22 protein-coding genes, 2 pseudogenes and 1 riboswitch are annotated in these 20,724 nt (G+C 65.7%); of the genes and pseudogenes, 5 read left to right on the top strand and 19 right to left on the bottom strand.

The genetic code is table 11. From position 1 onward, the window contains the following. Positions 1-4: 4 nt before the first annotated feature. A riboswitch (Fluoride riboswitch) is annotated at positions 5-92 on the bottom strand. 102 nt (positions 93-194) lie between these two features. The 19 genes and pseudogenes from ACFWUR_RS19195 to ACFWUR_RS19105 form a co-directional block, all read right to left on the bottom strand. After that, complete coding sequence (locus tag ACFWUR_RS19195) at positions 195-1,022, bottom strand: sulfite exporter TauE/SafE family protein (RefSeq protein ID WP_378908503.1); 828 nt, start codon at positions 1,020-1,022, stop codon at positions 195-197. Between the two features lie 128 nt (positions 1,023-1,150). Continuing rightward, positions 1,151-1,486 (bottom strand): YnfA family protein, encoded by a 336-nt coding sequence (locus ACFWUR_RS19190; RefSeq protein ID WP_378908501.1) that lies wholly within the window; start codon positions 1,484-1,486, stop codon positions 1,151-1,153. Positions 1,487-1,509: 23 nt separating this feature from the next. Beyond that, positions 1,510-1,830 carry a hypothetical protein gene (locus ACFWUR_RS19185; RefSeq protein ID WP_378908500.1) on the bottom strand — a complete coding sequence of 107 codons (321 nt, stop codon included), beginning with the start codon at positions 1,828-1,830 and terminating at the stop codon, positions 1,510-1,512. Then, positions 1,814-2,281 (bottom strand): MerR family transcriptional regulator, encoded by a 468-nt coding sequence (locus tag ACFWUR_RS19180; RefSeq protein WP_378908499.1) that lies wholly within the window; start codon positions 2,279-2,281, stop codon positions 1,814-1,816. The genes ACFWUR_RS19185 and ACFWUR_RS19180 overlap by 17 nt, the downstream gene beginning before the upstream one ends. Beyond that, entirely contained in the window at positions 2,281-2,622 is a 342-nt protein-coding gene (locus tag ACFWUR_RS19175; RefSeq protein ID WP_378908498.1) for a hypothetical protein, read from the bottom strand. The genes ACFWUR_RS19180 and ACFWUR_RS19175 overlap by 1 nt, the downstream gene beginning before the upstream one ends. Before the next feature lie 344 nt (positions 2,623-2,966). Next, entirely contained in the window at positions 2,967-5,021 is a 2,055-nt protein-coding gene (locus tag ACFWUR_RS19170; protein WP_378908497.1) for a PhoX family protein, read from the bottom strand. A 210-nt stretch (positions 5,022-5,231) separates the two neighbouring features. Beyond that, a complete protein-coding gene (locus ACFWUR_RS19165) occupies positions 5,232-5,975 on the bottom strand; it encodes an aquaporin (protein WP_378908548.1) in 744 nt (247 codons plus the stop codon). Between the two features lie 77 nt (positions 5,976-6,052). Then, positions 6,053-6,427 carry an ArsR/SmtB family transcription factor gene (locus ACFWUR_RS19160; RefSeq protein ID WP_378908496.1) on the bottom strand — a complete coding sequence of 125 codons (375 nt, stop codon included), beginning with the start codon at positions 6,425-6,427 and terminating at the stop codon, positions 6,053-6,055. 64 nt (positions 6,428-6,491) lie between these two features. Further along, positions 6,492-7,142: pseudogene (locus ACFWUR_RS19155) on the bottom strand (response regulator transcription factor); the annotation flags it as partial. A gap of 94 nt (positions 7,143-7,236) precedes the next feature. Further along, a complete protein-coding gene (gene pstB / locus ACFWUR_RS19150) occupies positions 7,237-8,115 on the bottom strand; it encodes a phosphate ABC transporter ATP-binding protein PstB (RefSeq protein WP_378908495.1) in 879 nt (292 codons plus the stop codon). 22 nt (positions 8,116-8,137) lie between these two features. Then, a pseudogene (gene pstA, locus ACFWUR_RS19145) lies at positions 8,138-8,869 on the bottom strand (phosphate ABC transporter permease PstA); the annotation flags it as partial. 257 nt (positions 8,870-9,126) lie between these two features. Then, positions 9,127-10,905 (bottom strand): arsenical pump-driving ATPase, encoded by a 1,779-nt coding sequence (gene arsA / locus ACFWUR_RS19140; RefSeq protein WP_378908494.1) that lies wholly within the window; start codon positions 10,903-10,905, stop codon positions 9,127-9,129. A gap of 5 nt (positions 10,906-10,910) precedes the next feature. After that, positions 10,911-11,288, bottom strand: a complete 378-nt coding sequence (arsD, locus tag ACFWUR_RS19135) for an arsenite efflux transporter metallochaperone ArsD (protein ID WP_378908493.1) — start codon at positions 11,286-11,288, stop codon at positions 10,911-10,913. A 29-nt stretch (positions 11,289-11,317) separates the two neighbouring features. After that, entirely contained in the window at positions 11,318-11,728 is a 411-nt protein-coding gene (locus ACFWUR_RS19130) for an arsenate reductase ArsC (protein WP_378908492.1), read from the bottom strand. A gap of 31 nt (positions 11,729-11,759) precedes the next feature. Beyond that, positions 11,760-12,431: an arsenate reductase ArsC gene (locus ACFWUR_RS19125; RefSeq protein ID WP_378908491.1), complete on the bottom strand. Its 672-nt coding sequence runs from the start codon at positions 12,429-12,431 to the stop codon at positions 11,760-11,762. Positions 12,432-12,464: 33 nt separating this feature from the next. Further along, on the bottom strand, positions 12,465-12,818 hold the full coding sequence (locus ACFWUR_RS19120) for a low molecular weight phosphatase family protein (RefSeq protein WP_378908547.1): 354 nt from the start codon (positions 12,816-12,818) through the stop codon (positions 12,465-12,467). Positions 12,819-12,871: 53 nt separating this feature from the next. After that, positions 12,872-13,975 carry an ACR3 family arsenite efflux transporter gene (arsB, locus tag ACFWUR_RS19115; RefSeq protein ID WP_378908490.1) on the bottom strand — a complete coding sequence of 368 codons (1,104 nt, stop codon included), beginning with the start codon at positions 13,973-13,975 and terminating at the stop codon, positions 12,872-12,874. Next, a complete protein-coding gene (locus ACFWUR_RS19110; protein ID WP_378908489.1) occupies positions 13,972-14,334 on the bottom strand; it encodes an ArsR/SmtB family transcription factor in 363 nt (120 codons plus the stop codon). The genes arsB and ACFWUR_RS19110 overlap by 4 nt, the downstream gene beginning before the upstream one ends. A 68-nt stretch (positions 14,335-14,402) precedes the next feature. Then, positions 14,403-15,242 (bottom strand): helix-turn-helix domain-containing GNAT family N-acetyltransferase, encoded by an 840-nt coding sequence (locus tag ACFWUR_RS19105; protein WP_378908488.1) that lies wholly within the window; start codon positions 15,240-15,242, stop codon positions 14,403-14,405. A gap of 100 nt (positions 15,243-15,342) precedes the next feature. On the opposite strand from ACFWUR_RS19105, the gene ACFWUR_RS19100 reads away from it, so the two are divergent. From ACFWUR_RS19100 to ACFWUR_RS19080, 5 genes are all read left to right on the top strand, one after another. Then, on the top strand, positions 15,343-16,713 hold the full coding sequence (locus tag ACFWUR_RS19100; protein ID WP_378908487.1) for an NAD(P)-binding domain-containing protein: 1,371 nt from the start codon (positions 15,343-15,345) through the stop codon (positions 16,711-16,713). Between the two features lie 9 nt (positions 16,714-16,722). Further along, the gene (locus ACFWUR_RS19095; RefSeq protein WP_378908486.1) at positions 16,723-17,946 is read left to right on the top strand and encodes an MFS transporter; all 1,224 of its coding nucleotides are present in this window, start codon (positions 16,723-16,725) and stop codon (positions 17,944-17,946) included. Then, complete coding sequence (locus ACFWUR_RS19090) at positions 17,943-19,010, top strand: flavin-containing monooxygenase (protein ID WP_378908485.1); 1,068 nt, start codon at positions 17,943-17,945, stop codon at positions 19,008-19,010. Before ACFWUR_RS19095 ends, ACFWUR_RS19090 begins: the two co-directional genes overlap by 4 nt. 70 nt (positions 19,011-19,080) lie before the next feature. Then, positions 19,081-19,224 carry a hypothetical protein gene (locus ACFWUR_RS19085; RefSeq protein ID WP_378908484.1) on the top strand — a complete coding sequence of 48 codons (144 nt, stop codon included), beginning with the start codon at positions 19,081-19,083 and terminating at the stop codon, positions 19,222-19,224. Between the two features lie 1,287 nt (positions 19,225-20,511). Beyond that, positions 20,512-20,679 carry a CsbD family protein gene (locus ACFWUR_RS19080; RefSeq protein WP_378908546.1) on the top strand — a complete coding sequence of 56 codons (168 nt, stop codon included), beginning with the start codon at positions 20,512-20,514 and terminating at the stop codon, positions 20,677-20,679. Positions 20,680-20,724 lie beyond the last annotated feature (45 nt).

Here is a 20,724-nt window from a genome sequence, read left to right as displayed (position 1 = left end):
TCCTCGGGGGGAAGGAATCATCAGCCCCAGATAGGGGCGGTTCAGACAATCGCGAAGGATTGTCTCGGCGGAAATCCATCGCCGAAATAAATCATAGCGTCCGCGAGGTCGCCGCGCGCTTCGAGCGCCCCTCACCATGTGATCACCGTCGACGGTGTGACGGTGGCCAGATCGACGATCAGCGGCGCGACCGTCTACTGGTGGCGCCACACCTTGACCGCGGAGATGAGCAACAACGAGGCCAGGATAGGAATGAGCGCGGCGGTGGGGACAACACCAAGCAGTAGCCCGCCTACGACCGTTCCCGCGATCGAACCGGCGGCCATGACGAGCACGAACCGGGTGTTGCCACGCAGGATCTGGAAACTGCGGTCGCGGCTGTAGCGGGCGAACGCGACCAGCATCGTCGGCAACGAGACCACCAACGACAGGCTCCCCGCGACCTTGATGTCGACACCGAACAGCAGCACGATCGTCGGGATCAGCAGTTCCCCACCGGCCACGCCCATCAACGCCGCGACGATCCCGATCCCGGCTCCGGCGAGGACCGCGACGCCGACCCGGACGAGCGTTGGCATCTCGAGGGTGCCGATGTGGCCCCAGTGGCTTACGGCCAGGGCTGCGGCGATCAGCACGAGCAGCAGCGCCAAGACCCGGTAGAGGGTGCGTGGGTGCATCCGCGTGGCCCACCCCGCACCCAACCACGCCCCGACCAGGCTGCCGACGAGCAGGTTCGCCGCGATTGTCCAATGCTGGCTCACCTCGGCGAAGGGCAGTGCGATCAGGCGAGCGGGGAGGGCGGTGAGGACCACGATCAGGCTCATCGCTTTGTTCAGGATTACCGCGTGCAGGGCCGCGAACCCGAACAACCCGATCAGCAGTGGCAGCCGGAACTCCGCGCCACCGAGCCCGATCAACCCACCCAGTACACCGATTGCCGCGCCCGTGGCGAATACCAGCACCAACGTGTCGCGTCGCGCCACGGCTGTCGAGGCTGATGGGTTGTCAACTGTTTCGCTCACAGGTCGAGACGCTACGGCCACCGAGCTGTCTCACCGTGTGCGGCCGAGGTGATGTCAGGACGCGCCGAGCTCGAATGCTGTGGCCGACACGAGGATCAGTGGGGTCGCCGATCGAAGGGGTCCGCCGGTCAGGTAGTCCGTGGTGCGTACATGATCACCGCGACCCCGGCCAGACAGATCACCGCGCCGATCACATCCCAGCGATCGGGGCGGAACCCGTCGGCGGCCATGCCCCACAGCAGCGATCCGGCCACGAATACACCGCCGTAGGCGGCCAGGATGCGCCCGAAGTTCGCGTCGGCCTGCAAGGTCGCCACGAATCCGTAGATACCGAGGGCGATCACCCCGGCACCGATCCACGCCCAGCCGCGGTGCTCGCGCACACCCTGCCAGACCAGCCAGGCACCACCGATCTCTGCGATGGCGGCCAGGACGAACAGCAGGATCGAGCGAACCACGGTCATCTGTTGAGCCTAAATGTCGGGTTTCACAGTGTAGTGACCGTGGTGGCGCAACCGCACCCTGTACTCGCGCACCTCGATCCGGTAGCGCTGTCGCCGGTGCCGGTCGAGCGGCATCGGCTGCGTCGGGCCTTGGTGCGTGACCGGATCAGCCCGACGACACCGATCCCGATCAGCGCGAAGCCGAGTGGTTCCAGCCACGACAGGCTCACCAGAACGGTGCCGCCGCCGAGGACCCCGGCCGCGATCAGAATAGGCGCCAGGCAGCACCCGACGCAGAGCAGCGCGCCCGCGCCGATCGGTGCCCACCAGCGCCGCGTCTTCGTGTCCTCAACAGCCACAGCCACAGCCACAGCCACCACCTCCGGTACTGGTGGCACGGGCGCTGTCGTCGAAAGAGACTGGGCAGGTAGGGATCTCGCTACATAACACCAGGTCGTCGCAGCCCGCCGCCAGCGCCGCGCGCAGAGTATCGCGCACCGCGGTCAGCTCGGCCAGTTTCGCGTCGACCTCGGCCAGTTTCGCCGCCGCGCGGGCCTGCAATCCGGCAGCGGCGCGCCGCCGTGAGCCGAACTGGGTGGCTGCGAGCAGGTCAGCGACCTCGTCGAGAGTGAACCCGAGTCGCTGGGCTGCCTTGATCACCCGCAACACGGTGACGGCTTGCCCGGAGTAGAGGCGGTGCCCGCCCGGGGAGCGGTCGGGTTCGGCCAGCAGTCCACGACGTTCGTAGTAGCGCAGGGTCTGCGTGTTCACCCCCGCGGCCGCGGCGAGCTCGCTGGTGCGAAGTCCGGTAGTCATCACCGGGCACCGATCGCGGCCGCAACGCGAGCGCTGAACGCATCGAGTACCTCGACATAGGTCGCCGGAACGCCGACCTGCATCACCGGGCCGGTGTCGGTGGCGTCGAAGTCGAAGGTGAAGAACGAGCAGCAGCTCGATTCTCGCGCCGCCAGATCCCGGCCGACAGCTTCGGCGCCGGCGGCCAGGACCAGGTCCAGCCGTGTCGGGGTTGGCCGGGTCGTGCTGTGCACCGACTCGGCGAAGAACCGGTCGAACTCGGCGACTCGGATCGGTTGTTCCACGGTCGGCAGGGTGCACGCGTGCGGTACCCAGTCGCTCTGAGCTGGTGAGATCGTCATGAATCGACGGTAAGCCTGTACCTAGGTACAGGATGCAACCCCGAAATTTCCCGCAGCCTGATCAGCTGCAAGATTTGGGATCCAGCGCAGAGAGAGCGCTACGTGTTCCACGCCGATAATCAGTGGTCAGGCGAGGTGTTAGGCATTTTGCTGCCCTGATTTGTGTGGGCCGAAAGCTCGAAGGTATCGCCTCCGGTGCCGCTGCCCGCGATCGCGCCGTTGATCGGGACGCAATATGGGACACCGCCAACGGCCACGTGGGGGCTTTGGGCAGTGTCGCCGTCCGCACGGGCCCGATTGGCCCCCAGCTATCCCGGCCACAATCGGCCGGGACAACCAGCGGGCTATCGACCGATGCGGCCGCCGTTCTTCTTCCAGACGACCACGACCGACGCGCGGGGCTGTGCGGTGCCGCCCTCGGGCCAGTGGGAGACCGGCTTGTCGGGGGTGGCGGTGTCGGACTCACCGGGGTGCTGCACGCAGACCACGACTCGGTTCTCCTCGATGATCGGGCCGCAGGTCTCGGCGCCGATCGGCACAGTCAAGAACTGCTTGGTCTCACCACGGTTGGGGCCGTCGAGGACGACGGAGAACAGGCCGTCATTGGACTTGAGCGCGTTGCCGTCGGTGGAGATCCACAGGTTGCCGTAGGGGTCGAAGGCGACGTTGTCGGGGCAGGAGATCGGGCTGACCTTGGTCTTGTCGAATCCGGCGAAATAGGTGTCGGCGGCGGTGGGGTCGCCGCAGACCAGCAGCAGGGTCCAAGTGAAGCTGGTGCCCTTGTGGTCGTCGGTGATCTCGAGGATCTGGCCGTTCTTGTTCTGGTTGCGCGGGTTGGCTTCGTCGGGACCGGCGAAGCCTTCCTTGCCGCGGTTGGTGTTGTTGGTCAGCGCGACGTAGACCTTGCCGGTCTTGGGGTTGGGCTGGATGTCTTCGGGGCGGTCCATCTTGGTGGCGCCGGCTTTGTCGGCGGCGATCCGGGTGAATACGGCGACTTCGGCGGCGCTCATGCCGTCGACGAGGGACTTGCTCTGGCCGTCGGCGCGGGCTTCGAGCAGCGGGAGCCACTGGCCGGTGCCGGTGAATCCCTTGTCGGAGGGGACTTTTCCGGTGCCGTCGATCTTGTCGGGGTGGTCGCCGGTGACTTTGGCGACGTAGAGGGTGCCCTCGGACAGGATGGTCATGTTGTGGCGGCGGGCCGCGGCACCGGTGCCGGACTGGACCTTCTTCGAGGACACGAACTTGTACATGTACTCGAAGCGCTCGTCGTCACCCATGTACAGCACAACCGTGCCGTCGCTAGTGACATAGATTTCGGCGCTTTCGTGCTTGAACCGACCCAGCGCGGTGTGCTTGACCGGGGTGGACGAAGCATCGAAGGGATCGATCTCGAGGGTCCAACCGAATCGGTTGGCCTCGTTGGGCTCCTGCGCGACGTCGAAACGCTTGTCGAAACGCTCCCAGTGGCGTGGGATGTCGACCTTGCCGACACCGTAACGCTTGTGGCGTGCCGCGACCGCCGGGTCGGCGGCTTCACCGGCGAAGTAGCCGTTGAAGTTCTCCTCGCCCGAGAGCACGGTGCCCCACGGGGTGACACCGCCACCGCAGTTGTTCAGTGTGCCGAGAACCTTTGTCCCCGTCGCGTCTACGGAGGTCTTGAGCAGGTCGCTGCCCGCGGCGGGGCCGGTGAACCCGATCTCGGTGGTGGCGGTGATGCGTCGGTTGTACTTGCCGAAGCCCGTGGTGAGCTTGCCGGTCCCGGCTTCGCCTTGCACCTCTACCACAGTCAAACCGTGTGCAGCCAAAGCGATTTCGTACTGCGCCTGGGTGACGGTGTCGGGAGTGAACCCGCGGAACATCATCGGCTCGGTGGTGTACTCGTGGCTGACGACCAGCACGTACTTGTTCGGTGCGCCCTCGACCGGTAGCAGTGCGGCGTAGTCGGCGTTGAAGCCGAACTGCTTGGCCTGGGCGGCCGCGGTCTGGTTGTCGAAATCGAACTTCGGTGAATCAGCGAAAAGCGGGTCGCCCCAACGGATAACGACCTGCTGTTCGTACCCGTCGGGAATCACGACCTCGTCGCGAGTGTTGGGCGCGATCGCAGTGAACTCGGTGCCGGTTCCCGGGGAGCCCGCGGGATTGGCGGCCGGATCGGCCGGAGCGTCGTCGCCACAAGCGGCCAGGACGCTGCCCGCACCGACAGCGAGAACCGCGGCAGCGCCGCCCTTGAGCACGCCACGGCGGGAGAGCGCCGAGACGATGTCGCCGAAGTACGCGCCGTCGGAGGTGTTGGAGACCTCATGGAAGCACGCGTTGCCGCATTTGTACTGGCACGTCATGGAAGTGCGCGACGACTGACCGTCGTGCTTCACGAACAGGGCGAGTGGTTTGAGGTTCACGAAATCTCCCGAAATAGAGTGGTATTCGGGACGGTAGAGGCAGAAATGGATCGAAAAGAGTCCGGAAAGTGAATTTCAATCCAATTAGGCAACCCTCATAAAATTGCATTTAGGCAGGTAGAACCTACTGTCAGGCCTGGGCTGGAGCGACAGTTTCGCGGCGCGGCAGGCGATTGATCGCCGTCGTAGTTTACGTTGGAGAATGGGTTCTCAGTGATGGATATTTATCGATTTTCTCGGCCGAAGATTCACACCTCCGCTCTTTTCGGCGGCGAAGAATTGGGCACCGATGAACCCGCCCCCGAAAAGGGCGGCAAGTACGACAACGGCGGTATCGGTGGTGCCGTCTTCCCAGGATGTGTGCCGCAGGGTTGCGAGAACAAGCGCCGGGTTGGCGAACGAATACGACCAGCCGACCACGGTGATGACGTCGAGGTACCCACCCAATGCTGCGGCGATGGATGAACCGCGCCGTGCAGTGGCGAAGATCAGGAACAGCGCGACCAGTCCGGTGGCGCAGACGAATTCGGTGCCGACCAGCCACGCCGTCGCCGGGGTGTCGACAGCGGGAAGCTGGCGCCCGTCGATCACCAGATCGATCACGGTCACGGCGACGAACGCGCCTGTGCCCTGCGCCGCGAAGTAGGCGAAAACTATTCGGCCGTCGTGGCGGAAACGGCGGCCGTCGAACCAAGCAGCAAGTGTGAGAAGGGGATTGAGGTGCGCACCGTGGGCGAGAGCAAGCAGGGCGCCGCAGGCGGCGAGCACGCTCACCGACACTGCTGCTGTCACCGATTCGCTGCTACCGGAGTGTCGAGACGCGTCGGTGGCCACCTGGATCATCGACAGCAGTGTCGCCAGCAGAGCGGTGCCGGCGAACTCGATTGCCATGGCGATGCCGAGCCTCCCGGCCGCACCGATAGGCACGGCTCGACGAGCGGGCTGGATCGACATATTTCGATCCTGCGGGGTGTCGACCCGGTGATCAAGGAACGGCTGGTGAACCTCAGATGGACAAGACGCTGACGGAGTCAGGAGCCACAGTTGCTGCCCGGGCTCGCACGCAATGGACCACCGGCGCGCAGAATCAGCTCCATCTCGTCGAGAGCTTCGTGCTCGACGCGGTACCAACTCCACCGCCCCCGGCGGGTCCGCGAGAGCACCCCTGCGTCGACGAGAATCCGCAGGTGATGGCTGAGCGTGGACTGCGCGAAGTCGAATTCCTCGGCTAGGTCGCAGAAGCATGCTTCGCCGCCGCCGGACTGGCGCACCAGGATGAGGAGTTTGACGCGGATGGGGTCGCCGAGGGCCTTGAACAGGCGAGCGGCGACGGCGGGTTCGTGACCGGTAACGGTCGCGACCGCGATGTCGCTGTGCTGTTCGGTGTCCTTCGGTGACGCTGCCATGGTGACATCGTGCCCATGTGCGGTGAACGTTCGGTGAACGTGGCGGCACGTCGAACTGGTAGCCCAGTCGACGGATTGCCCGGATCCATTGGGGGTTGTGTTCGTCGTCACCGAGGCGTCGTCGCAATCGCAGTACGTGCACGGTCAGGCTGTTACTCGATACCGGTTGGTCGCCCCATAACGCGCGGACCAGATCCTTGCGCGGTATGACCGAGCCTTTGCGTTCGGCGAGGTAGCGCAGCAGCAGGAATTCCCGTGGGGGCAGCATGATCTGCTCACCGTCGAGCCAGATCCGCGGGGCGGCGCCGTCGATACGCAGTCTGCCCAGGTCGATCACCATGGGGTGGATCGCGAGTGGCTCCGAGGCGACCGCGAGGGACTGCAGGATCGCCAGTAGCTCTCGGCTGCGGTAGGGCCTGGGTATGACCGCGGTCACGCCGTGCTCGGAGGCTCGGGCGGCGAACGCGCCGTCGCCCGAGCCTGCGGCCACGAGTACCGGGATGCCGGGTTCCTCCGCCCGCAAGATCTCGAGGAAATCGATTGCCGACAGCCGCCCGACCGCTGGTCCGAGCAACACCGCGTCCGGACAAGTCCGTCCGAGAACGAGCAGAGCCTGTGCCGGGTCGCTGCACACCCGTATTTCGACCGGTTGCCCAGCCAGTTCCACACCGAGGGTTCGGGCGATGTCTTCCTCGTCGACGACCAACAGGGTCATCCGGTCACGGATGGCACCGGTGACGCAGGCGCGGCGACGGGCATGGAACTGCGAGTAGCCCAATTCCCACGCCTCGGTGAGCGGGTCCGGCATCTCAGCCGAACCGGCCACTGATGTAGTCCTCGGTTCGCGGGTCGACGGGATTACCGAAGATCTGCTCGGTGGGTGCGTATTCGACCAGCGCGCCGGTGCGCTGACCCTTGTCGTCGGCGGCCGCGGTGAAGAACGCGGTGCGCTGGGAGACTCGGGCGGCCTGCTGCATGTTGTGGGTGACGATGATGATCGTGAACTCCGAAGCGAGCTCGGTCATCAGGTCTTCGATCTTGCCGGTGGCGATCGGGTCGAGTGCCGAGCACGGCTCGTCCATCAAGATCACCTCCGGGGAGGTGGCGATCGCGCGGGCGATGCACAGGCGTTGCTGTTGGCCGCCGGACAGACCGAACGCGTTCTCCTTGAGCTTGTCCTTGACTTCGTCCCAGAGCGCCGCCCCGCGCAGTGCCTGTTCGATGAGTTCGTCCATGCTCTCGATCTGCATGCCCGTCACGCGGGGGCCGTAGGCGACGTTGTCGTAGATCGATTTCGGGAACGGATTGGCCTTCTGGAACACCATCCCGATGCGGCGGCGGACCTCGATGACATCGACACCGGGTCCGTAAATGTCGGCGCCGTGGTAGGCGACACGGCCTTCGACCCTGGCTCCGGGGACGAGGTCGTTCATCCGGTTCAGGCAACGCAGCACGGTGGACTTTCCGCAGCCCGACGGTCCGATCAGCGCGGTGATCTCTTTAGTGCTGAACGACATGGTCACATCCGAGACCGCCCGGAAGTCTTTGTAGTAGACCGCGAGGTCGCGCAGGCTGATCACGCCGTCGGGTTGCCCGGCCACCGCGGGCAACGGTTGACTCGCTTCGATCTTGATGCGCGTGGATGGTCGGCCGCTGCCTGCGGTGAGGTGGGAATCGGCTGTGGTCATGGACTTCTCCTTCATGACGGGGTCACCACTGGCGCTGGTAGCGGTTACGCAGCCAGATCGCGACAGCGTTCATGGCCAGCAAGACGATGAGCAGCAGCAGGATCGCGGCATAGGCCAGATCGCGGAAAGCCTGGCGGTCCTGCGGGACGAGGTTGTAGATCTGCACGGGCAAGGTGGTGTATCGGTCGAAGACCCCATCCGGGTTGAAGGTGACGAAGGTCGTCGCACCGACCAGGATCAGCGGGGCCGCTTCACCGATCGCTCGCGACAGCGCCAGGATCGATCCGGTGGCGATGCCGGGAATCGCCGAGGGCAGGGTCTGCTTCCATGTGGTCTGCCACAGCGTGGCGCCCAATGCCAAGGAGCCGTCGCGGATTTCGCGCGGAACCGCACGCAGTGCTTCGCGGGTGGTGATGATGACGACCGGCAGGATCAACGGTGCCAAGGCGATCGCTCCGGCCAACACGACACCGCCGATCGCGAAGGGACCGCGCACTACGAACGCCAGCGTGTGGATGCCGTAGATGACCGTCGGCACCGCCGCGAGGTTTTGAATGTTCAACTCGACCAACCGATTCCATCGGGAGTTCGGGTCGGCGTATTCCTCGAGGTACACCGCGGCGGCGATTCCAAGGGGTAGTGCGAACGTCGCGGTCAGCACGCACACCCACAACGTTCCGTACAGGGCCGAGGCTACGCCGGAGGTCTGGGGTGCGATCTTGGAGGGCTGGTTGGTGATCAGGTCGAGGTCGAATCGGGACCCTCCGGGTCAGCACCGCACGCGGACAGGGCCAAAGTCAGTGCCGCGACAGCGCTTGCGGCGGTCAGGTGCACGCGGGTGCGCTTGATCATGGGTGGGGCCTCCAGTCATTGCCCGGATCCGGTGTAGGCCACCGGATCCCTCATCTCGAGACCCTTGAATCCAAATATTTCGATGTGACGGTGAGATGAACGGACGGCGACTCGACACCCTATGGATCGATAAATTTCGATCCGAGATGTTTGGTGTGGCTATTCGCCTGCCGAGACCGGGGCGTCGCCGGACAGCTCGGCCAGCTGATCGGCGCCTGTCGGCTCGCAGCTGAGCATCGCGACGATCGCATGACGACGGCTGTATCGCGTTGCGACAGCCTCGATATGGGCTACCTCGGTGGCGGCACGGGCGTGCAACAGCGCGTCGGTGGGGTGGGCTGCGGCGAGGGAGTTGTTCAGGACCCATGCCCACGGGGTGATGGACGCGCGTTCCAGATCCGCACAGAGTTCGACGGATTCGAGGATGGGTGTCGATTCCGGGGAGGTGACGACGAGGATCTTCGTCTGCGCGGGGTCCTGCAACCGCATGAGCGGAGTGGTGAAACTGCGATCAGCGCCGAGGTTGCGACTGATCTCGCGGTGATAGGCGCCGGTGGCATCGAGCAACAGCAGAGTGTGGCCGGTCGGTGCGGTGTCGACGACCACGAAGCGACGCCGCGACTCGTGTACCAGACGCGAAAACGCTTGGAAGACAGCGACTTCTTCGGTGCAGGGCGAGCGCAGGTCTTCGGCGAGTGCCGCGCGGCCCTGGTCGTCGAGATCGGCTCCGCGGGTGCGCAGCACCCGCTGCCGGTACTGCTCGGTCGCCTCGTCGGGGTCGATGCGTGAGACCTGCATGGTGGCAAGACCTGCGCCGAGGGTGTCGGTCAGGTGCGCGGCGGGATCGGTGGTGCTCAGGTGCACGTCGTGGCCGCGGGCGGCCAAAGCGATCGCGATCGCGGCGGCGATGGTCGTCTTACCGACACCGCCTTTGCCCATGCACATGATCAGGCCATGGTCATCGAGAGCCAGCTCATCGATCAGCGCCGCCAGCGGAGCAGGCTCGATGAGCGGTTCAACGCAGTTAATGGGCTCGGAAACCGTTGCGGCGGAGTCGAAGAGCATGCCGAGTGCCTGCACGCCGACCATCTCGACGGGCTTGAGGGCGATCCGGTCGCACGGCAACTGGGCCAGCGATTCGGGCATCGCCGCGATCGCCGTATTCTCGCGACGGGTGATCGCGGCGGCGAGATCGTCCTGTGTATCCGTCTGCGGCAGAACAGCATTGATGATGAGGTGTCCGGCTTTGACGCCGATATCGGTCAGCTCGTCGTAGGTTCGGGCGACCTCGCGTAACGCCGCGCCTTGGGCGCGGGTGACAAGAACCAGACGCGTGAGCGCTGGGTCGGTCAGAGCGTGCACTGCGGCGGCATAGGTCTCGCGTTGCGCGTCCAGTCCCGACAGCGGTCCGAGGCAGGAGGCATCGCCGCTGCCCTGCAGGTATTCGGTCCACGCTCCCGGCAGTTGCAGCAGTCGGATCGTGTGTCCGGTCGGGGCGGTGTCGAAAACGATGTGATCGAACTGCGCGAACTGGGTGGCTGCAGGGTCGAGCAGCGCGGTGAATTCGTTGAACGAGGCGATCTCGGTGGTGCACGAGCCCGACAACTGTTCGGTGATGGTGTCGATCTCGGCGGCGGGTAGCAGCCCGCGCACCGGTCCGATGATCCGTTCGCGGTAGGCGGCCGCGACCTGGTGTGGATCGATCTCCAACGCCGACAGGCCGGTCACCGCAGGGATCGCGGTGACCGACGCGCCGATGGTTGTGTCGAAGACATGTCCGACGTTGGAGGCGGGATCGGTGCTGACCAGCAACACCCGGGCACCGCCGCGTGCGAGCGCGATCGCCGACGCACAGGCGACCGAGGTCTTGCCGACCCCGCCTTTGCCGGTGAAGAACACAAAGCGCGGGGCATCGGTCAAGAAGGCAGGCGTCTCCACAGTGATCAGCAGCAGCCGGGTCCGCTACAGCTGTCCTCGGCTATATCGAGCAAACCCACACCCTGCGGCGGGCTCACCTGGCTGGTGCCCGCCCACAGGATGATCTCGTCACGCGTCGGATAGCGGCCGGTCAGCGCGGTGACACCGTCGACCAGGACGAGCGGAAGCCCTTGCGAGCCCGCGACTTCGAGAAAACTACGGACGGCGTCGTTACCCGCGAAGGCCACAGGCTCCGATGCCATGTTGAACCGGCTGATGTCTGCGCCCTGGCTGCGCAGCCAGTCCAGATCGGCGGAGAAACTCACCAGGGCTTGGTCGACATCGGGTCCGCACACACCGGTGTTGCAGCACAGCGCGGGCTCGAATACCTCGATCTTGCTCATCAACATGTCGCTTTCTCGGGGTGGGTGGTTCAGGCGCGGGCGGGGAGCAGTTCGGCGATCAGTTCCTCGATGCGCTGCTTGATCTCGTCGCGGATCGGCCGCACCGACTCCACGCCCTTGCCCGCGGGATCTTCGAGCTTCCAGTCGCGGTAGTCGACACCGGGGAAATACGGGCACGCGTCGCCACAGCCCATGGTGATCACCACCGAGGACGTCTCCACCGCGTCAGGGGTGAGAATCTTCGGCGTTTGGGCAGTGATGTCGATACCGAGCTCAGCCATCGCCTCGACCGCAGCCGGGTTGAGCGAGTTGCCAGGTGCGCTACCAGCGGAACGGACCTCGATGGCGTCGCCTGCGAGATGGGTCAGGAACCCTTGGGCCATCTGGGAACGTCCGGCGTTGTGGACGCAGACGAAGAGCACGCTGGGCTTGGTCGACATGGGTTGCAATGCCTTTCGGTCAGGGAGTGAGTCAGTGGGTGAGGATGTCGAGTTCGGCGAGCAGATGCCGGACGCGGGTCTCGATGTCGTCGCGGATCGGACGCACCGCGGCGACGTCGTGACCGGCGGGGTCTTCGAGCTGCCATTCCTCGTAGCGGCGTCCCGGGTAGAGCGGGCAGGCGTCACCGCAACCCATCGTGATGATGACGTCAGCGGCCTGCAGGATCTCCTCGGTCCACGGCTTGGGGAACTCGTTGGTGATGTCGATGCCGACCTCGGCCATCGCGGCCACGGCGGCGGGGTTGATCTCGTCGCCGGGCTCGGAACCACCCGACCAGGCCACCGCGTTGTCACCGGCCAGATGGGTAAAGAACCCGAGTGCCATCTGCGAACGTCCGGCGTTGTGGGTGCACAGGAACAGCACGGTCGGCTTGCCGGTGTTGGCCTTGCCCTCGACGCGAGCCAACGCGATCAGGCGCTGTCGAGCGAACCGCTCGGCGAGCAGCGGCAGAAAGTTCACCACGGTCGCGCGACCGGCGAACTGGTCGTAGGAGGAGTACAGGAACCGTTCGATCGTCTCGATGCCGAAGGTCGATTCGAAGTCGCGCTGTAGCCGGGTCGCGGCCGTTTTCATGGCGTGCTTCTGATCGAGGGTGAGGGTGTCGCGGAGAGTGTGGGCGTGGTCTACCGGGCTGTCAGCCATGACAAATGTCCCTTGGTCGGGTCCGATGGATATTCAGGTGTCGAGTTCGGAAAGCAGGTGTTGCACGTGATCGCGGATGTCGTCGCGCACCAGGCGCATGCGTTCGATGCCGTCGATGCCGCGTTCGGAGGGTTCGTCGGTGTCCCAGTTGATGATTCGCACGCCGGGGGCGGGTTCGACCTGGGCTTCGCGACCGAGGGTGACCACCAGGTCGACAGTGCGCAGCAGGTCGGGGTCGATGGGTTTGGGCGACTCGCCGGCAAGGTCGATACCCAGCTCTTCGAGCGAGGCCACCGACAGCTCGTTCAACGCGGTGCCGGGGCGGGTTCCCGCCGAGTACGCCTGGACTCGGTCACCGGCCAGCTGGCGCATCAGCCCGGCCGCCATCTGCGACTTGCCGCCGTTCTTGACGCAGACGAACAGCACCGAGGGCTTGTCGCTCACTTGACGTCCCCGGTGACGGCCGGGTTGGAGGCGGTGGCTTCGGCGAATCGTTTTCGCAGCGCGAGCGACACGTAGACCAAGCCGACCAGCACCGGAACTTCGATCAGCGGGCCGACGACACCGGCGAGGGCTTCACCGGACGTGGCGCCGTAGGTCGCGATCGCGACGGCGATCGCGAGCTCGAAGTTGTTGCCCGCCGCGGTGAACGCCAGGGTCGTGGTGCGCGCGTAGCCCAGGCCCATGACCGCGCCGAGTGCGTAGCCGCCACCCCACATCAGGGCGAAATACACCAGCAGCGGCAGTGCGATCCGTACGACGTCGAGCGGGTGGGAGGTGATCTGCTTGCCCTGCAGGGCGAACAGGATCACGATGGTGAACAGCAGGCCGTAGAGCGCCCAGGGCCCGATCTTGGGCAGGAACTTCGACTCGTACCACTCGCGGCCCTTGGCCCGTTCGCCGAAGCGACGCGTCAGGTACCCAGCGACGAGCGGAATGCCGAGGAAGATCAGCACCGATTTGGCGATCTGCCATGGCGAGGTGTCGATGTGGGTTTGTTCGAGGCCGAGCCAGCCGGGCAGGATCGACAGATAGAACCAGCCGAGCACGGCGAACATGAAGACCTGGAACACCGAGTTGAGCGCGACGAGTACCGCGGCGGCTTCGCGGTCACCGCAGGCCAGGTCGTTCCAGATGATGACCATCGCGATGCAGCGCGCCAAGCCGACAATGATCAAGCCGGTGCGGTACTCGGGCAGGTCGGGCAAGAACAGCCAGGCCAGCGCGAACATCAGCGCCGGTCCGAGGATCCAGTTCAGCGCCAGCGAGCCGATCAGGAGTCTGCGGTCGCCGGTGACGGAGTCGAGGCGGTCGTAGCGGACCTTGGCCAGCACCGGGTACATCATGATCAGCAGGCCGATCGCGATCGGCAGCGAAACACCGTCGATCTCGATCGCGCCGAGCGCGTCACCGAGGCCGGGGATCATGCGCCCCAGAAGGATTCCGGCCAGCATCGCCGCACCGATCCACAGCGGCAGGAACCGGTCGAGGGTCGACAGCTTGCCGACGACGGGCGGGTGCTCGGTCGTGGTGGTCGCGCTCATGCGTGCACGCTCTCGGTGATCAGGGCGCTCGCGACGCGGGCGAATGCTTCGGGTACGACGCGGTAGTACACCCATGAGGCGCGGCGCTCACTGGTGAGCAGCCCGGCTTCGCGCAGCACCTTGAGGTGGTGCGAGATGGTCGGCTGGCTGACCTCGACACCGTCGGAGATATCACACACGCACGCCTCACCGCCCGCTCGGCTAGCGACCAGCGAGAACAGTCGAAGGCGCACCGGATCCGCGAGCGCCTTGAACACGGCGGCGAGTTCGACCGCCTCCGGAGGGGTCAAGGGATCGCGGACGACCGGTTCCGCGGCACAGGCCGCGACCGGTGTCAGGTTCAGCTCCGACTTAGACATTCCTCGATATTGACGTACATCGAATCAATGTGCAAGCAAACGCCCGGTGAACATCGCGAGGTGCGTGGTTACCGGATCGGCGAGCGGCGTTCGAGCAGGACCGTGTCGCGCCAGACGCCGTCGCGCTGGGCGATGCGTTCGCGCACGCCGACGGTGCGGTACCCGGCGCTGTGATGCAGGGCCAGGGAGGCGCGGTTGTCGGTGAAGATCGAGGTCTGCAACGTCCACAAGCCGTCGTCGTCGGCGGCGAGGACCTGCTTGTGCAGCAGAGCCTTGCCGACACCGCGACCGCGATGCGAGTCCGCGACGTAGACCGAGGTCTCGGCGACACCGGAATAGCACTCACGGCTCGACACCGCACCTGCGGCGGCCCAGCCGACGACCTGTCCGTCGATCTCGGCAACCCACCGGTGCTCGGACAGCCAGTGCTTGTCGAGGTACGCGCGCGTGGGTACCTCCGTCTCGAAGGTCGCGATCCCGGTGTCGATGCCCTCGCCGTAGATGCGACGCACATCGGCCCAATCGCCGGACTCCGCGGCTCGGACGGTGACATCGACCGGCAGGTCGCCGGGGCAGCACGGGCGCGGGGCGAGCAGTCCCATCACGGCGTCGGCCGCGTGCGGGAGCCCGGCGCAGCAGGCTTCGTTGACGGTGACGATGGTGGCGGTGCCCTCCTTGTGCAGGCGCACGAATCCGACGTCGGCGAGTTTGCGGACGTGGTGGGAGGTCGTGGACTGGCTGGTGCCCAGGATCTCGGTCAGCGCGCCGACTGTGATCCCTTTCGGGGTGGTCGCCACCGCGTGAAGCAAACGCACTCGTACCGGTTCGGCCAGGCAAGCGAACCATTCGGCGTAGGTGGTGGCCTCGCCGGTAGGCAGGACCTGGGCTTGGGGCAGGGCGATGGGCATGCCGTCAGTATATCGACGTAGATCGATGGTTGCATTCATCGACTCCAGTCGATACTCTCGGCCGTAGTTAATCGATCCATGTCGATGAAAGAGGTTCGTGATGAACGCCCTGCCCGTTGTTGTCGTCGGAGCTGGCCCGGTCGGTCTGGCCGCCGCCGCCGAACTCACCCGCCGCGAACTGCCGTTCCTGCTGCTCGAACGCGGCGAGCACGCCGGTGCCGCTGTCGCGCAGTGGCATCACGTGCGGGTGTTCTCCCGCTGGGCCGAGCTGATCGCCCCGGCTGCGCGCCCGCTGCTCGACGCTGCGGGCTGGACCGAACCCGACCTCGAGGGCTACCCGACCGGCGCGGAATGGGTCAGGACCTACCTGCGCCCGCTCGGCGAAGCACTCGGCGAGGCGGCCCGGTTCAACACCGAAGTGACCGGTGTGGCGCGCCGTGGCCGCGACCGCGTCGTAGACGCGGGACGCGATACCGAACCTCTGACCGTGCATATCCGCACCGCCGGCGGCCGCGAGGAGCGGATCACCGCTCGCGCGGTGATCGACACGTCGGGGACTTGGACCACGCCGAACCCACTCGGCGGTGACGGTCTGCTCGCGATCGGGGAGACCGCTGCTGCACAACGCATCTCCTACCAAGTTCCCGACCTCACCGACCCCGGCATCGCCGCCCGCCACGCCGGTCACCACGTCGTCGTCGCCGGAAGTGGCCACTCCGCGCTCACCGCGCTGATCGTGCTCGCCGAGTTGGCCGCCGAGCACCCCGACACTCGCATCACCTGGCTGCTGCGTCGCGGTGCGATCGGATCCACCTTCGGCGGCGGGCAAGCCGACGAACTGCCCGCCCGCGGCGCACTCGGACTGCGCGCGCAAGCAGCCGTCGAAGCCGGACACATCACGGTGGTCACTGGATTCCGCACCGAGACCGTCGAACAGCAAGAGAACGGCCAGCTCACGCTGATTCCAGCCGAAGGTGACCCTGTCGCCGACGTCGATGAAGCCATCGTGTTGACCGGGTTCCGCCCGGACCTGTCGTGGCTCTCGGAGGTCCGTCTCGATCTCGATGCAACCTTGCAGGCGCCGACCCAGCTGGCGCCGCTGATCGACCCGAACGCCCACTCCTGTGGCACCGTCTACCCGCACGGAGTTAAGGAACTGTCCCACCCCGAACCAGGCGTGTTCCTGGCCGGAATGAAAAGCTACGGCCGCGCGCCGACGTTCTTGGCGATGACCGGCTTCGAGCAGGTCCGCTCCATCGTCGCCGCCCTCGCCGGTGACCACGAAGCCGCGCAACGAGTCGAACTCACCTTGCCCGATACCGGTGTCTGCGGCGGTTCCGGGCTGTTCGACGCCCCGGCCGAAGAATCCGCGGGTGGGTGCTGCGCGGCTCCGACTGCGGTGCAGGAGTTGACTCTCGGTGCGCCGACCGCGATCCAGGAACTGTCCCTGATCTCCTCGCCTGTGCGCTGATCTGCTGCGATGCAGGTTGTTTCGACATCGACGGCGCCCGCCGCGACCGGGTTGCGGCGGGTGCTGGTGGTCTTGTGCGTCACCGAGATCACCAGCTGGGGAATCCTGTTCTATGCCTTCCCTGTCCTGCTCGGTTCCATAGCTACCGACACCGGCTGGTCCGCCACCGCGCTGACCGGGGTGTTCTCGGCCGGACACCTCCTCACCGCGTTCACCGGGATCCTCGTCGGTCGCCGATTGGACCGCCACGGACCACGGGTGGTGATGACAGCGGGCTCGGTGCTCGCGGTTGCGGCCCTGATCGTCGTCGCGACCGCGCAGAGCCTGCTGGGGTTTCTCCTCGGCTGGGCTCTGGTCGGGGTGGCGATGGGGGCGGTGCTGTATCCACCGGCGTTCGCGGCGCTGACCCGCTGGTACGGGCCCGACCGGGTGAGGGCACTGACAGTGCTGACACTGGCCGGCGGACTCGCCTCCACGGTGTTCGCCCCCTTGACCGCAGTGCTGGTGTCCTGGTTGGACTGGCGTGCAACCTATCTGGTGCTCGCGGTGATCCTCGCGGTCGTGACCGTTCCCGGGCACTGGTTCGGGCTGCGACTGCCCTGGCCCGACCACCTCGAACCGCAAACCGAACACCTCTATTTGGGCGATCCCAGCACGATCCCGCGCAGCCGACCGTTCCTCGCACTGGCCTTCGCGTTGAGCGTCACCGGGTTCGCCTCGTTCGCGGTCGTGGTCACCCTCGTTCCGTTGATGACCGAACGCGGGATCTCCACCACCACCGCCGCGATCGCCCTCGGACTGGGTGGTGTCGGGCAGGTCGTCAGCCGGATCGGCTACAGCGCGTTCGCCGCCCGCACCAGTGTGCGCACCCGCACGGCGGTGATCCTGGTCGCGATCGCGGCCACCACGATGCTGCTCGGAATCTTCACCACCGCAGCAGCACTGACCATCGCGGCCGTGCTGTCGGGCATGGCACGCGGGGTGTTCACCTTGCTCCAAGCAACCGCGATCACCGACCGCTGGGGTTCCACTCATTACGGGCAACTCACCGGGCTGCTCTCGGCACCGATGACCATCACCGTGGCCTCGGCACCGTTCGCCGCCACCGCCCTGGCCTCAGGGCTGGGTGGCTACCCGGCCACCTTCTTGATCCTGGGCATCGCCGCCGCGGCAGCCTCGGTGTTGTCGCTTACCACCATCCCGAAACCCTCACGGAAAGAACAACACTCGTGATCGACGCACTCGTCATCGGCGCAGGCCAATCCGGGCTCACCGCCGCCCACACCCTCACCGACCGAAATCTCAACCCGGTCGTCCTGGAAGCCGGACCCGATCCCGTCGGCTCTTGGCCGCACTATTACGACAGCCTCACCCTGTTCTCGCCCGCCCAGCACAGCAGCCTGGCGGGCCTGGACTTCCCCGCCGACCCTGACCACTATCCTCACCGCGACGAAGTCGTCGACTACCTGCGCCGCTACGCGAAGACCCTCGACGCCGACATCCGCACCAACACCACCGTCACCACGGTCGAGGCTCAGCCCGAGGAAGGGTTCCTTGTCCACACCACTGATGGCCAACAACTCCACACCGCCGGAATCGTCGCCGCCACCGGCTCTTTCGGTAACCCGCATCTACCTGAACTTCCCGGACAAGACCAGTTCAGCGGAAAGATCCTCCACGTCGCCGACTACCGCAGCCCCGAGGACTACACCGGCCAACGGGTGATCGTCGTCGGCGCGGGCAACTCCGCGGTGCAGGTCGCCTACGAACTCGCCGACCACGCAACCGTCACCCTGGCAACCCACAACCCCATCAACTTCTTGCCCCAACACCGCGACGGACACGACATCCATCACTGGCTCGTCTCCACCGGATTCGACCAGCTCCCACCCGAATGGCTAATCCGCTACGTCGGCGGCACCCTGGTCATGGACACCGGCGACTACCGGCACGCCCTCACTACCGCCCGCATAGACCGGCGACCCGTGTTCACCAGCTTCGACACCGACACCATCATCTGGGCAGACGGCGCGGTCGAACCGGTCGACACCGTGCTGTTCGCCACCGGCTACCGACCCAACCTCGACTACCTCACCGGGCTCGGCGCTCTCGCCGACGGCTACCCGCTCCACAGCGCCGGGGTATCGACCACCCACCCCGGGCTGGTCTACGTCGGGCTTGAATTCCAGCGATCGTTCTCCTCCAACACCCTGCGCGGGGTCCATCGCGACGCCGAACTCGTCATCACCGCGCTGGCCGCCCATATCAACCGGGCACCAGCCAAGGTCGGCCTGTAGATCCTCGCCAGGCATTGCCTGCGCAGTGGACGGGCTGGTGGTGAAAATGCTGTGTGGGCAAGGGATGACGGTGCGCGACATTGCCAAGGAGTTCGGTCTCACTCCCCAAGGGGTGACCGAGTACCTGTTCGGACTGACGATGACCCAGCACGAGGGAAACGGGTCGCGGACGGTCGCGGATGGATCGCCTCGCCCGCGCATCACTGTCGTGTGAGATCACGTATCTGCTGGGTAGAGCGCCTGAGAACATTGCGCTGCAGGGTGTGCGCACGGCCGAATCTCTCGGACTTCTCGGCGTGGGCATGGATGGAGTGCGAGTGCGCACGGTCAGTTGCACTGTGCGCACGGCTGAACGAGCGTGCGCACAGTGTCGGTCTTGGGTGTAGCGTGCGCGCATGCACCCTGATCGGGGAGCACAGGATCAGCTGTGGTGGGGCGGGTGAGTCCGATCGCGCGAGAGATGGCTGTTGTCCCAGCTCTCGATGTCGTCGCGCGCGAGTCGGGTGGGCGTCGGCCACCTCGCGTTGCGTGCTCTGAAGGCGCCTGCCGCGCAGGCGTGGCCTGGCGGGATCGTGGGGGTCGGCGCCACGGCGTTAGCGTCGATCGGTCTGCGATCGTGGCTCACGTGATCTTCGCCCCGCTCGCCGGAGTAAGAGCTTTCGTCTCTCGATCTGCTCTCTGTGCAGCGGACGATCGTCGAGAGCCGTTCATGCCGTGTAGATGGCTCCTGCATGTGAGCCATTCGGGAATCTACTCGATGATCATGCACCTCAGCTCGACTTCTCTGGCTTGTCCGCACGGCGTCTTCGAGAAGGTCGTGAGTGCGGTGCTCGTGGGTGTGTGACGCGCGATCGCTGAGTGCTTGTGTCTGTCGGCGATGCGGCGATGCGGCGAGATGCACGGCTCGGCCAGAAGGTGGTGTGTGATCATCACGTGTGGATCGGGTCGGGTGGGGCCGTGCCGATCGCTCGTATGGCTCGGCACACTCTCAGGCGGCCTCGATCTGGGGTGCGCGATCGTCGATCTCGGCGCAGGGCGAGTGGCTCTCCAACGCGGTGGCAGGGGGCGGGGATCCCACTATGTCACCACTAATTCGGCTGGACACGCCGTTGTCGAGCGTTGTCCAGCGTTGTCGATAGTGGTCGTATCGGAGCGTATTTCCCCAGGTAGACGTGCTGATTGGGTAGTCGATCGTTGTCCAGAGTGGGCCACGGTTGTCTTTGCCGCGTGCTCCGAGAAGGTCAGGGGTTCGATTCCCCTTAGCTCCACACATTCAGGCCGGATTCCGAGATACCGCGGAATCCGGCCTGACCCGTTTCCTCGACACCTGCGCTCGGAATCGCCGAACAGGCGCCGTCGCGATCGACCGCGCGGTGCCGTCACGGAGATCGACGTCGTTGACACGAGCGAGATTGCGGCGTTGACTCGATGTCACACAGTGGTTTTCGGCTGCCGATCGTCGGCGGCGGAGCACCCGAGGAAGAAGTCCCCAGCCATGAGTATCAGTAAGAAGCTCGCGTATTCCACCGAGGCCACCAAGGGCAGGGTGAAGAAGGTACTCGGTCGGGCTACGGGCAACCGACGGCTCGAGGCCGAAGGCCGGGCCGAGCAAGTCAAGGGCAATCTGAAACTGTCCGCCGCCAAGGTCAAAGACGCCTTCAAGAACTAGGCCGCGCCACGGGCGCTGACCACGACGACGGATTACTCCACAGCA

The sequence above is a fragment of the Nocardia sp. NPDC058633 genome, from assembly GCF_042717045.1.
Taxonomy (GTDB): Bacteria; Actinomycetota; Actinomycetes; order Mycobacteriales; family Mycobacteriaceae; genus Nocardia.
This window is presented reverse-complemented; position numbering and strand designations above follow the sequence as displayed.